The sequence below is a fragment of the Photobacterium sp. R1 genome (assembly GCF_054600795.1).
In genome coordinates this window covers 134,509-147,763 of record NZ_BAAHZP010000003.1, presented here as the reverse complement: position 1 = coordinate 147,763, position 13,255 = coordinate 134,509, and the positions used below count along the sequence as shown (strand labels likewise).

Genomic DNA, 13,255 nt, shown 5'->3' with positions numbered 1-13,255 from the left:
TTACTGGTAACCGTTGACAAAGTCCACCAGACCCAGCTGGTAACCTGCACCTACCGCTTTAAAGTTCCACTGACCATTTTCTTTAAACAGAGAGCCGAACTGAACAGACGTTTCATTGCTGAATTCATTGCCCAGATTAAACTGTGCAATCAGCTGACCTGAGTCTTCGTTATACAGCTTGATGTAGCTGTTACGGACCATACCGAAGTTGTGATTCCGTGCCGGTGCATCGTGAATGGTCACAATCAGAGAAATCTCATCCGCTTCAGGAGACATGCTGGTCAGGTTGATTTTGATGACTTCATCATCACCGTCGCCGTTACCGGTACGGTTATCACCAGTGTGGACCACAGCACCCTGCGGACACTTCAGGTTGTTATAAAACACGAAGTGACCGTCAGAAATCAGTTTTGGCTCGCCCTGTGCGTTATGACGGCAGATGAAAGCAGAAGAATCGATATCGAACTGAGCCGCGCTTGAGACCGGATCCCAGCCTAAACCCAGACGAAGATTGACCAGTCCCGGTTCCGCTTTCTGCAGGTTAATGGTGTTCCCTTTCTCTAAATTAATAGCCATAGTTTTTTATTCTCTATTGATGATTATTGGGACAGAACAGACAGTAATTCTGTTTTCATGGATTCCATTTTCTGGCTGGCAGCCTGACGCTGTCTTGCGCCTTCCTGCTCAATCGTGACCACATCCTGCAAGGTGCTGATCAGTGTGGTCTGAACATGTTCAAGGGTCTCGATATCCACTACAGAGCGCTGATTGCTGCGTGCGACATCCAGGGTGTTCTGGCGGAGCATATCGGCATTCTTCCGAATCAGATCATTGGTGGTGTCATCGATCTTGTTACTGAGCTGGACCGCTTTCTTCTGCTCCAGCATGGTGATCGCCAGGGTGAATTGTTTCTTCCAGGCCGGAATGGTGAGTGTTTTGATGTTGTCGAATTTCTCGACCAGAGTCAGGTTGTTGGTCTGCACCATGCGGATCATCGGCGCCGTTTGCAGCGCGAGCATTTGCAGTGATTTCAGATCGTACACGCGTTTTTCTACACGGGCCGCAATATCTTTCAGATCACTCACCTGCTGAGCCAGAAACGGAGAGGTCGCCGCTTCTTCAGTCAACCCTTCGATTTTCTGCTGAATCAGGTACAGCTTGGCTTCGCCGAACACAATACTGGCAGACAGTTCTTTATACTCATTCATATTATGGATAAAGACATTGTCCAGCTGATGCGCCCGCTCACGCAGGTTGGACTGCTGTTTATCAATTTCTTTCACCAGCCGCTCAAGCTGTGTATTCACAGAATTGAACTGCGCCAGAATTTTTTCTTTGGTGTTCTTCACCTTCGCAACCAGCTTCGAGAAGAAACTGTTTTCGCCCATCAGGGCTTCAATATTCACGCCCTTCGCCAGACCAATCACCTCATTCAGGTTCCCGGCCATGTGCTCCAGATCTTTACACTTCACATGCTTGAGCATGTCATCGGAATAGCTGCTGATCTTCTGAGCAGAAGCATCACCCAGCGTCGCAACCCCATTCGGACTGTAGACATCCACTTGAGACAACTGGCTGACTAAGGTTGTGCTTAACACCCGGGTATCAATCTGACATTGTTCAAGCTCAGACTGATACTGCCCCATCGCCTGATCAACAGCAGCCTGGATGACTGCCTGCTCAAGAGCAACCGGGGCTTGTTGTACTTCAGCGGTTTGGACCGCCGTCGCAGGCGTTGCAGTGTTTACAAAAACAGGTTTAAAGGTCATTTTTATTCAGCTCCATGATACTGGCGAATAACTTTTCCTGAACATCGTTGAGTTCGTAATACAGAGAGACTTCACTTTTCTCATGAAGCGCAATGGCAGTTAAAAACTGCTGTTTCCACACCTGAATAATGTTGGTGCGAATTTCTTCTATCCGGCTGAAACCATTCACCAGATTCGAGGAATAAAGCTTGAGCTGAGGCAAGGTCATCAGCAAAGACTGACGCAGCACCTGCAGGTTTGAAATTTTCCTTTCCCAGCGGGAGATCGCCTCTTTCTGAGTCGAAAGCTTATCGGCGGCAAACGGATCAGACGACCGGCTCACGGATGTATCTGAATTGATTTCGGCGGTAAATGCGGTCAGTTTCACCCGGGCTGCCAGAATTCTCAGCTCCAGCTCCTGATAAATGGACTGCACTTCCGACATCCGCGCTTCAAATTCAGACAACGTCGACTTCATTGACGTTAAATCCTGAAAAACTGAGTCAATTTTTGCGTCTATCTGATCGCAGGCAAAATCAAATTCGTGTTTTACAAACTCAATTTTTCCTTTTTTCGTTCGCATCAGTGTTGCGATTCGACTGGTCATCTTTTTGGGATTGAAGATGGAAATATCGATACTTTTCGCAATATCAATCACGGATGAACCCAGATCGGTTAATTGATCCACTTTCCCAAGTTTGGCGTAGTCTGACAGTTCACCCTGAACCGTCTGAAAACGCTTGGAAAGATGGTTACAAAATTCGATCTGATCGGTCGTACTTTCAATCGTGATCTCACCTGAGTAAGTCCGGACTTTCAGGTAGTCATGATTTGAAATCTCGGTTTCTGCACTTCGCTCAGCATCAACCGTTTGTTTCCATGCAGAGGGAATGTCAATATCGCCGTTCACAGACTTCACCTGGTGAGAAAAAAGAACACCCGGTGAACGATTCAGTTTTTTCTCCTGATGAGCAGCGTTCTGAGTTGATGTGACCTCAGGCTTCGCTCTTTCTACGGAAGAGAAATCTTTTATCTTAGATTTATTTTCTTTACTGGTTTGTGCAGTACTATGAAACGTTTTAACCATTCGATCACTCTGCTCTAACATGGCCTGAAAAAGCCTGTGGCGATAAAGCACTCAGATTATTGACACCCAGAACCCCTGAAGAAATCTGGTGAAAATGATCGTATTACTCATTGTTTTTTAAGACAACTTTGATTATGAAAGTACAGCCTGTCATTTTCACTATTCCACCAGTCAAAATGATAGTCATTGAATAAATCATTCAAATTCAGAGCTTGATTCAACATTTAAAAATCCAATTTAATATTTGAATTATACGTATCAGAAAATGAATCGAATCCGTATTCATTCTATTGAAATGAAATTCATCACGCCAAAAACATCTCAATAAGAGATTTTGATCCAATTTCAATTTCAGTCTGAATCAATAAAAAACCATCCTCAGTGAAAATTAACTGAGGACTCATTTTTATTGTGACTTTCACAGTTTCATGCAAACAGAAAATTCAAATAATCCATCGCTGATGGCCACTGCTGCTGCAGTGGCCGAACAAAAGATGATTTGTATCAACCGGTCGTATTAAGCCCCTGATGCTGATGCAGTCTCGTTTTGTTTCCGACGGGCAAAGCGACGGTGTCCTTCCTGACGAAAGAACCAGCTCACCAGCCGATCCCACCAGCTCAGCCGACGACTCATGATGAAATAACAACACACGTCTTCCTGCTGATCAAAACCGAAGAAAATATGATGTCCCTGGTATTTATCACGGAGTGCAATCAGTGCAGATTCATCATGACCTTCAGGCCGGTACACACGAAATGGCACTTCACCCGGCACCTGTTGCCAACGTTGGTCTGGCTCAGCCAAAACCTTATCCATTGTGGTTTTATCGCCAACAAGCACCGTCTGTGATTTCAGATGACGTTCAAGCCACAAATATGAGGCATTACAACCATGTTGCCATTGTTTGACCGAATCCAGTTGCCCGACAGCCAGACCAACCACCTGATCCTGTTCCCGGTAAATTGTTGCAGGAACAGGCGCTTCACCCAGCAAATACGGTAAAACTACAGCCTCATTCTCTCGGGCCGGATCAACAACCGTGATCTCCCCCTTGCCAAATGACAGTGGCGGGAGCATCTCCTGCTGCACTGTATCGCTGTTCAGTAATGCTTTAAGTTCCGGTAGTCGGGAGCCTTTTGCTTCAGCAACCATCACCACATGAAAGGTTTTACGCAACAAAACCTCCTGATTCTCTGCCAAAATCTCAATATCATAACGACCAGGTCGGCATAACTGTTTCGTCGCCAGAGACCACCCAAAGAAATATTCTGTATTCGCTTTGATAGCATGCATTCCCGTCACAGGCACACCGTGATCTTCCGGGTGATGTACTTTTAATTTCACCGCAACTTCTTTCGGATAAGTCAGTCCGTCCTTTTCCGGCCGGTAGGCAAGTTTCATTCCGAATATCTGTCCCATGACCGCTTCAACCATTCTGGAGTTACTTTCCAGCACCAAATAATCAGTCAGATTGATTGGTGCATTTGGTTTTTCCTGAAGTACCAGTTCAAGTGCATCATCGTTCGTGGTGTAAATACCTTCATCGACCCGATCGATTAACGTGCCATATATCCGGTGATGATACTGGCCCTCACGAATCCGACTGACCAAATCACGAACCTGCGCTGAGTCATCATCCGAAAATTGCTCCACCAATTGCATCTGACCATCCAAAACCGACAGCGATTTCAGTAATTTCAGCTTATGGTGCTCGCTGAGTCCGCGAATCGTGTTGAATAAGTCATGCTGCTCCGCCAGATAACGAATCGCCGTATATAAATCATGTTCGATAAAATACGCCAGCAGTCTTTCCAGTGTAATTCCGGCCTCACACAACTGCTGCGTATAATCGGTTTCACTGAGCTGGCTGCTGTCATAACAATCATGCAACGCTTGATCAGACAGTGCTGCACTCAACTTGAGAACGCGTCGACGAAGTTCCGGGCTCGTATGCCACAATAAAGAACTCAGATTGACTCTCGTGAACTTTTCTTGGAATGACTCAACCTGATACAAGCGCAGTTTGTCCAATGCTTCTTCCAGACTTGTTTGCCCGGTAAAGAAAGTCAGAATTTCATCCTCTAATGGTTTCAGAATCGCGTCGTCGTCCGGTAATTCCACCTCTTGTGCAATCAGATATGAAATAATCTCATCCCTGATCTGCTCGCGAATCTCATCCAATAATGCGGTATCAAAATATTCATACCACCGAAGCGATGGGTATTGTTCGACAAGCATCTTAAAGAACTTCTGCTTATCCTCTTTTCTCAGATAACTGACGACTGAATGGATCTTCTGAGAATTATCCGGTGACTGTTTTTCAGAGGTGTAGCGCACGCCATACTTTTCCAGAATGGGTTTCACGTCCTCGTCTTCCGACTGAATCAGGGTCGTCATCAGAACCACAGTTTCCTGAAGTTCTCCAATCTCTTCTCCGACGATCTCCCGCACATGATGAACAATTGCAGCCACATCCGTTTCGACAGGGAACTGTTCTGAAATCACATTCGCCACCTGCGCCGGTGCAATTTCGATCCAGAGGGATAAAAACCTGCGACTGATCTCCCCGATATTGGCTTTATATTTCGCCAATTGATGTGCCGCACTCAACCAATATTTTGCCCCATTGCTACTTTCTAAATAACCGTGACAAAACGTATCTTCACTCGCATCTTGGTTCTGTTCCAAAATGGTCTGCAGCGCTTTGACAGACTCCTCCCTGCTGACATCGTTTCGGGCATGAAGATAGTCTTCAACCAAAATAAACGCCTGTTCCTGGGCCTCTGTAATCGGTTGTTCATAATGACCCAGATCTTCATCGTCATCACGTCCGTAAAGCGTGCATTCAATATGATCCAACGCCACTTCGTTTGCACACCAGGCACGCAGGTGAGCCACCATCCCCTTCCCAAGTTCTTGCTCCAGAAGCGCTTTACTGTGAGAAAAAAGTGGATGGTGCTTGTCGAGACAGTAACGAATAAAGTAAAGCCCGGCGAGCAACGCCATACCGGCTGACTTATGTTTCGGATCTTGAATGATTTGCGTCAAAAAGGACTTTGCATACTCCCGATGTTCATCGAGTAACTGATTACAAAAATGAAACGAGTAACCCAGCATGCCACTGTCGGATTTAAATTCTTTAAATCCCCCCAAAAAGAAAGATTTCCAATCACAACCGTATCGTGTATAGAAGTCTTCAGCAGGCATCAGACCAATTTTTCCAAGTACGATAAACACCATTTCATCGGAAAAAGGGGCCTGATTTTTCAGCCTGTAAATCAGATCAAGCAAACGAATGCACTTGTGCCGATTCAACTCAACTTCATCAGCGGTCACGACACCTCTCATAAACCAGTCACTGCTTAGCCCAAGTAAGAAATGCATAGGCAAGCAACAGTCTAAGTCTTCCTGCCGTATTGAAAACCGGACTAATTGCCGATGCAGATGATACTGTCCTGCAAGCGCCAGACTGAGGATATCGCAGGGTTCGACTTGCTCAAGAACGGACGCGTTCTCTCCTGATTCAACGTAACGCCACAATGCTTTCCCCTGAGGCAACGCACCCGTAATGAAATCCTCCCACGCAGCAACACACTGACCTATTTCGAAATCATCTTTCTCATCATCTTCTTCCTCGTCATCAGCGTCGTCGACTTCGGTTTCCTGGTATAAATCATCAGACCCGAACTCTGCTGGAATCACCGCTTTGATCTCAACAGCAAACTGCTCGGCAGACATATCCTCAACGAACGGCAAATCAAACGACAAATCATCAGTTGCGTAATTCAACGCCGCCTGATCATCAGGATGACAAACGGTCAATGCGAACTGGTGGGCCACATCAAATGTTTGCCGGTCACTCGCGACCGGAAAGACATAAGTCTGGTCCTCCAAACGCTGTGCCAATTGGCTCAGGAACCTGCCTATCTCTTTTGAGTCTTTCCGGAAAATCTCCACCAGACGGGTATGCCTTCTGAAATCCACCTGAATCAGATGATTGTCCGGTCCTTTCAGGTCGCATGAGGAGAACATACGTCCACGGGCGATATCGTTATCACAGTAGCAGAACGCCTTCATCAGATGCTCGCTGTAACCATGATGCGCCACCAGCAAAGCCGGCAAATTCAGCGCGTAACCGGCAAAAGACTCATTCCAGTCCGTCACCAGACAGCCTGCCAATAAGTAAGCGTATTCAGGATAGGCAAAACCAATCTGATATAAAGGCACAACACCACACACTTCGGTGTCATTCAAACGCATCGATTCAGGATGATTCAGCTTTCGCGAAGTCTGTCGAATTGCATCACCCGCCTTCACGACCGCCTCTTTCAAATCGGCGTTCAGACAGGCAAAAAGAAAAAAGACTTCTTCCGGGTTCAGTAACGCAGACAAATTATCTCTGTGCTGCCAGGCATCAATCGATTTCAATGCCAGTGTGGCTTTCATCAACGGCTGATGGAGAATATCTTTGAGCGCTTCATTAATCTCGGCTTCAGGTTGAAAACAAACTGAAGTATAAGAATCATCAAAAGCCTGATCACTATTGAGCCATTCACAAAACTGGCTGAGCGCCTGTAGCATGGAAGCTGTTTGATGTGGATGGTAACAAATAAAATTTGGGGTCTCAGATTGTTTTTCCGCGTGCATGACTGACTTCTAAGGTAATGATTTTATTTCATTTATTTGCGACCACCTCCGACAATCCATTTAAAAACAAAACGCAGTGAAGCACACTAAAAATAAACAAGCAGTCAATTTAACAGCGATTACAGTCATTCTGAAATTTCAGCCTGTAATATTTACAGCCTCGTGCATTGACCATTAAAAATAAGCAATGATGATGAGTTTTATCTTTCATGAAATATGTGAGTTGGAAGGTCATCATTGTTTCAGAACCAAACCCGTCAGACACAACTACAGCAGATTCAGAATAGACAAACCAAAATCATTAAGATGAAACAACCGCATGGCAGGCCCACTTCTGTACCGTCATCTACCGTCATCTTTTTCACGCTTTTCCTCTGGGCAGCCAAAGATGCTGGTCACCCCTCCCCCCTGTTTGCAGCGTATTTTCACAATGGTGATGGTGTCAGCGGCAAAGCACACAAGTGCCGACAGGACCAAGGGAAGCGAATACGGCGGCATCCTGCTGGGTGACACCACACAATCCGGTGCGTCAGCCATTGTTGTGGCGCCCGCATCTTTATTTGATATACAACTGTGCCAGTATTTTTAATCCGGCCTTGCCGGATGATATTTTTATAAACCTGTGGCCATATATATGCAAAACTCAGCAGTGAAATAACGCTTAAAAACCTCATGTGAAATAAAATGAGTAACAAAAAAGATAACTTTGATTGCAAAATTAAAACATCACAAATGAATTTCAATAAGTTAGCTGTCAGCCTGCGAAAAACAAAAGACTATCGCCAATCATTCCCATTTACATTTATGTTCTCCCCATATAATCTCAGACGGTTCATTTTACATAAGGCTAACAAACACATGATGAAGTTACTGAAAAACACGGCTCTGGCATCCCTTTTACTGACCTCTTTTGCCTCTCTTGCCGAGATGCCAACCTATGAACTGATCATGAAAGATCACCAGTTTCATCCGGCTGAATTAACCATTCCGGCAGCACAAAAAGTGAAGCTCGTGATTAAAAACCAAGATGAAAATGCTGAAGAATTTGAAAGCCACGCATTACATGTTGAAAAAATCATTCCGGGTAACAATCAGGGTTTTGTAATCCTTCGCCCGATGGAAGAAGGGACCTATAAATTCGTGGGTGAATTCCACGAAGACACAATGATTGGCCACATCATCGTTAAATAATCAGGATCATATTGTGAACTCAGGTGCAGCAATTATTGTTTTCAGAGAACTGTTTGAAGCAAGTTTGATTGTTTCTATTGTTCTTGGGGTAACGAAACAAATTCCAAACCGAACCCGGTGGGTCACTTCAGGAATCATTGCAGGAATTATTGGTTCTGTTTGGGTTGCAGCATCCATGAATTACCTGATTGGTTTATTTGATGGTCTGGGACAGGACCTGCTCAATACGGCCATTTTGCTGTTAGCTGCCCTGATGCTTTCCTGGCACATCATCTGGATGTCGACTCACGGCAAAGCATTGGCGAATAACATTTCCTCCGTGAAGCACAGGATCATTTCCGGTGAACAGCCACTGTACGCACTCTCCCTGATTGTTGGCCTTGCAGTGCTGAGGGAAGGTGCCGAAGTCGTTCTGTTCCTGAATGGCATGCTCGCATCCTCAAAAGATGTGCCCGGCATTATTCTGGGTTCATTCGCGGGTTTCGCGGCAGGTTTAGTGATCAGCGTGATCATGTACAAAGGTATTGTGCATATTCCCGCGAAATACTTTTTCAGCTCGACGACCTGGCTGATTACGCTCCTGGCAGCAGGCTTAGTCAGCTCTGCAGCCGGTATTTTAGAGCAGGTTGATCTGATCCCTTCAATCATTCCGGTGGTGTGGGATACCAGTGATATTCTCAGCCAGAGCAGCATGCTGGGACAGGCGCTGCAAACGCTGATCGGGTACAAAGCCGCACCAAGCCTGATGCAACTGCTGTGTTACGGCTCAAGTATTGTACTGATTACGCTGACCCGAAAAGTGGTGGCCGGAAATTCCCAGATACAACGCGAGGCAAAAGCCTCCTGAACCATACAAAAAGAGTGCAGTCCTGCACTCTTTTTTTTGCTGTCGCGACAGACGGATGATTTCCGTAAACAGAAAGGCGGCACAGAAACATTCAATCTGTGTCAATCGCAGCGCTACAAAGAAACAGCCCGGCAAAAGACCGGCACCGTTTGATTGCCCACACGCATCATGCACTGACCATTTTCCTCTCGCGTAAACTCAAAAGCCTGCAGAAACTGATTATTCACTCTGAGAGCCGCTTCATCCGGAATGGACCCGTCGACACCATCGACTGCGGGCTGTGTACTGGTAATCATCACGTCAGATTTGAAAACATTCCCCTTCACCTCAATCGGCCCCTCACTCGGAATCGCACGAATCATGACCGAAGAACGGTTGGCGGTCCCAAAATCACCGTAATTAAACCAATTGTTGTATACCTTCACATAACTTCCGCCATAACCATCTTTCGCATGCATATCGAACTGATGATAGGCCGCTTTTCCGCCGCCTTGCATGACCAGATTATACGAAGCGGTGTATCCCTCTCCGAGTGCCCCGGAGCCCGCGATTGCATGCCGGTTATGATCAAAGATATTGCATTCAATATCCGCAGTCGCCTCCCCGTTTTGCACCACCACCCCGTAACCGAGCTCTGTTTTTATATTGTGGTGAATATAGTTGTGACTGACTTTGGCCGATTTCGAACGCTTGAGAGATATTCCGGCCCATGGCCAGCCAAAAATCTCATTATTGTCAAAGACAATCCCTTCCGAATCATTTTGACTCTGCAATCCAATCGTCGATTTAGTGGTATTGCTGACCTGAACTGGCCCTTCAATCATCAAACCGGTTATCCGCGCATAACTGGATAATCGGATCACCGGGTAATTGTCTTCCGTCGGATTCGGATTTGCCGCAACCCGTAACCTGCCCGGATTGTCTGAAATGCCCCGCTCTCCAAACAGGGTTTGATGCTCCCCCAGCACAACCGCAGCTGACTGGTTAGGAATCTCAATCGTCACGCCATTCGGCACCTTGATGTAGGCATACCCGCTGTGAATTGCCGTCACCAGGGCCGCGTAATCTGACACTTCAATCAGGCGGCTTCTGTCTGTCGGGAGCTCCGGACTCACATTCAAGCCCAGTGTTCCACACTTGAAATCCGAACGCTCTTGCCCTGAACTGGCGGACGATGTCGTGGCATCTGAACCCGTTTCGGATTCATCGGAACAGGCAATCACTGTCAGTAGCAGTACCGGAATACTGATTCGCTGGCTTGTTTTCATGGAAATCATGATTCCTTTGGTATTTCAGGATCGCAGATCATGGATGGATAAAACGACAGCCTTTATCCGCATCTTAAGAAGGTTCATCAAGGTTTACATTTTAATGAGGATTGGTGCCGTTCAGTCATACCCGCGCAAAGTGCTGCCACGTATAAGCAACCCGATGAATTCGAAAATTTCACTTCCATGACAACTGCTGAAATAACCAGCACGAGTGTGACATTCACTCGTAAATATGACGAAATGCAGTATAAAAAATATTAATGATGCCGATATCCATACACACTCAACACTTTATACTTCCACGGTATTATTCTGATTTCATATGAAACGAAAAATTTTCACAAAACTTCTTGTGGTCCCTTCGACACTGTGTGTGTTTATGTTTCTGATTTTCTGGAATCAAATGTCTGGTAATCAAAGCACGCTGCAGGCAATGAATTCGATCTATCTGGATCGCGTCATCCCATTACAACAATTAAAAACAATTTCAGATGCATTCGCGATAGAGGTCGTGGATGCATTCAACAAATGGAATATTGGTAGTTTAAATCAGAGCGGACTGGAAGCTTCCGTACTGAATGCAAAAGATAAAGTGGCAGACACCTGGACACAATATTCTTCGACAACGTTAACTGCTGAAGAAACAGTGATCGCAAATCAACTGTCCATGGAAATTCAGGTCATCAAAAAGGACCTGGTTACATTATTACAGGAAGCCCGGAACAACCCTGAGACTGCCGATCAAATCGTTCAGAAAGTTTATGACTTGATTGACCCCATCTCGATGCATATTGATGGACTCATACAGATCCAGCTGTCCACCTCTCAGAAAATTTATCAGGCCAGCCAGAAACAATATGATTCAGATATTCAGCTCGCGATTTCCCTGCTTATTGTTGCCTGTATCCTGGGTTTTATGATTTCGTTCTGGATTATCCGCAAAGAACTCAGAGTACTGCCCGAGATTACCAGGGCCATTCAGAAGATGTCTGACGGCGATTTTACGCCCAATCAGATTGCCGCTGCCAATAACGAGCTGGATTTGATTACGGAGTCTCTGCACACGCTGCAGCGCAGCATTGTCACCATTATCCAGTCCTCGGAAAATATTCTGGGGCAGCTTGGAGCCAATCAGTCACAAATATCAGAAGTTATCCACGGTAACTCTGTAAACGCGCAGCGGGAACTCTCCGAAGTCGAGCAGGTTGCAGCTGCGGCCACAGAGCTTTCATCTACAGCCTCTGATGTCGCGCAAAATGCGCAACTGGCCGACAGTGCCACAGGAACTGCTATCAGCATCATCACGGACAGCACCAGCACGCTTCAGCGTTCGGATCATATTGCCGGGCGCGTGGGCAGCACCATCACGGAATCTGCCACGATCATCAATGACCTCAAACTCCATTCGGATAACATCAGTTCGGTCGTCGAGGTCATCAACAGCATTTCGGATCAAACCAACCTGCTGGCACTGAATGCAGCGATTGAGGCTGCCCGTGCCGGCGAACAGGGTCGCGGTTTTGCAGTGGTTGCCGAAGAAGTCCGGGCTCTGGCAGCAAAAACCCAGCAATCGACCATTCATATTCAACAGATTATCAGTCAGCTTCAGGAGCAATCGAAACGAGCCGACGATCATATGAAGTTAAATACAGAACTGGTGGCTGAATCTCAGACGAATACCCAGGCGCTGTCGCATGCTTTTCAGGCGATTTCAGAGCAAGTCTCTCAAATTTCAGATATCAACACGCTGGTTGCAACGGCATCAGAAGAGCAATCATCGGTCACGAAAGATATTTCACAACGGCTGGAAGCGATTAGCCAAATCGTGCAGCAGAATACCAGCAATGCAAATCAAACCATGCTGGCAAACGACGACATTTTAGCGCTGACACAAAATCTCAGAAAGGAAATGTCATTTTTTAAAATCGATTAACAAACTTAAATTAAAAACAATACCTGAATACAACTACAGTCAGATAAAGCCAGGATGAGCAAAGTTTATCCTGGCTTTAAATAAACGTCCTGCCGATTCCCAGCTTAGCTCGATTGCTGCTCAAGACACCGGGTAAATGAGCTGATCACGAGAACACAAGGCACAGTGATCAAAGGAACAATCAAGGGAAACAGCGCTGATATCAGCGACGCATAAGCACTTGTAATGAAGTCACCTGAATTGATCCCCAAGTGTTCACCACCCGGCACATGCGCGATGGCCAATAATGCCGCCGGAACAATATATGCCAACAAATAGAGATTGAAACCACTGCTCGTTGCCTGAATCCATCCAAATGCAGTCACGGTAAGACATATCAATGAAACCCACACCAGGAACTCATTTGAGCTGGTCGCAAGCTGCCATAGATCAAAGAACAAGGCTAAAACAGAGCATACAATCACAGATGCAGTATGCAGCTTTATCGGGAACAAGTCCCTGTTTAAGAAATTTAATATTTTTTTCATGGG

General features: G+C 46.0%; 10 protein-coding genes. 4 read left to right on the top strand and 6 right to left on the bottom strand.

The window, feature by feature from the left end; all coding sequences use genetic code 11:
• The 4 genes from ACYP03_RS06415 to ACYP03_RS06400 form a co-directional block, all read right to left on the bottom strand.
• Positions 1-576, bottom strand: coding sequence for a TerD family protein (locus tag ACYP03_RS06415; protein ID WP_248143105.1), 576 nt, complete (start codon positions 574-576; stop codon positions 1-3).
• Positions 577-599: 23 nt separating this feature from the next.
• Positions 600-1,769 (bottom strand): toxic anion resistance protein, encoded by a 1,170-nt coding sequence (locus tag ACYP03_RS06410; protein WP_459778935.1) that lies wholly within the window; start codon positions 1,767-1,769, stop codon positions 600-602.
• The gene (locus tag ACYP03_RS06405; RefSeq protein WP_459778934.1) at positions 1,759-2,835 is read right to left on the bottom strand and encodes a toxic anion resistance protein; all 1,077 of its coding nucleotides are present in this window, start codon (positions 2,833-2,835) and stop codon (positions 1,759-1,761) included. Before ACYP03_RS06405 ends, ACYP03_RS06410 begins: the two co-directional genes overlap by 11 nt.
• Before the next feature lie 517 nt (positions 2,836-3,352).
• On the bottom strand, positions 3,353-7,417 hold the full coding sequence (locus ACYP03_RS06400) for a hypothetical protein (RefSeq protein WP_459778932.1): 4,065 nt from the start codon (positions 7,415-7,417) through the stop codon (positions 3,353-3,355).
• Between the two features lie 454 nt (positions 7,418-7,871).
• On the opposite strand from ACYP03_RS06400, the gene ACYP03_RS06395 reads away from it, so the two are divergent.
• The 3 genes from ACYP03_RS06395 to ACYP03_RS06385 all read left to right on the top strand — a co-directional run bounded on the left by ACYP03_RS06395 (position 7,872) and on the right by ACYP03_RS06385 (position 9,521).
• The gene (locus ACYP03_RS06395) at positions 7,872-8,072 is read left to right on the top strand and encodes a hypothetical protein (RefSeq protein ID WP_459778930.1); all 201 of its coding nucleotides are present in this window, start codon (positions 7,872-7,874) and stop codon (positions 8,070-8,072) included.
• Positions 8,073-8,167: 95 nt separating this feature from the next.
• Positions 8,168-8,674, top strand: a complete 507-nt coding sequence (locus tag ACYP03_RS06390; RefSeq protein ID WP_330961293.1) for a cupredoxin domain-containing protein — start codon at positions 8,168-8,170, stop codon at positions 8,672-8,674.
• Between the two features lie 13 nt (positions 8,675-8,687).
• Positions 8,688-9,521 carry an FTR1 family iron permease gene (locus tag ACYP03_RS06385; RefSeq protein WP_459778928.1) on the top strand — a complete coding sequence of 278 codons (834 nt, stop codon included), beginning with the start codon at positions 8,688-8,690 and terminating at the stop codon, positions 9,519-9,521.
• 113 nt (positions 9,522-9,634) lie between these two features.
• Here the strand turns inward: ACYP03_RS06385 and ACYP03_RS06380 are convergent, their stop codons facing one another.
• On the bottom strand, positions 9,635-10,789 hold the full coding sequence (locus tag ACYP03_RS06380) for a right-handed parallel beta-helix repeat-containing protein (protein WP_459778926.1): 1,155 nt from the start codon (positions 10,787-10,789) through the stop codon (positions 9,635-9,637).
• A gap of 325 nt (positions 10,790-11,114) precedes the next feature.
• Here ACYP03_RS06380 and ACYP03_RS06375 point away from each other — a divergent pair, with 325 nt between their 5' ends.
• Positions 11,115-12,725, top strand: a complete 1,611-nt coding sequence (locus ACYP03_RS06375) for a methyl-accepting chemotaxis protein (RefSeq protein ID WP_459778924.1) — start codon at positions 11,115-11,117, stop codon at positions 12,723-12,725.
• A 104-nt stretch (positions 12,726-12,829) separates the two neighbouring features.
• On the opposite strand, the gene ACYP03_RS06370 is transcribed toward ACYP03_RS06375, so the two are convergent.
• Entirely contained in the window at positions 12,830-13,252 is a 423-nt protein-coding gene (locus ACYP03_RS06370) for a hypothetical protein (RefSeq protein ID WP_459778923.1), read from the bottom strand.
• Positions 13,253-13,255: the final 3 nt, after the last annotated feature.